At 63.3% G+C, this 289-nt stretch carries 1 pseudogene; it reads right to left on the bottom strand.

Going from position 1 to position 289, the window contains the following annotated elements:
- Positions 1–289 (bottom strand): annotated as a pseudogene (locus tag GZH79_RS14280) (IS3 family transposase); the annotation flags it as partial.

Below are 289 nucleotides of genomic sequence, written 5' to 3'. Positions count from 1 at the left end.
TCTTCTCGATACAGCCGATAGATGCGGTTGATCCCTGACAGTTCGCCATCGCGGCGCAAGAGCACGAACAGACGCCGGTAGCCGAACCCGGCGGCGTGCGTTGGCCAGATCCCGCAGCCGTTGGCGCAGCTCCGTCTCGGGCGGCTTTCTGGACTGGTAGCGGATCATCTTGCGATCCGCACCGGCAAGGCGGCAGGCCCACCGTTCCGACAGGCCCAGCTTGACCTGTAGATGCGCAACTGCTTCGCGCGTCACGGCGGGCCCTACCATTTTTTTGAGAGCAGTTCCT

The sequence above is a fragment of the Loktanella sp. SALINAS62 genome, from assembly GCF_018263905.1.
Lineage (GTDB): Bacteria > Pseudomonadota > Alphaproteobacteria > Rhodobacterales > Rhodobacteraceae > Loktanella.
Note: the sequence above shows the minus strand (reverse complement) of the source record. Positions and strands in the feature narration are given on the sequence as shown.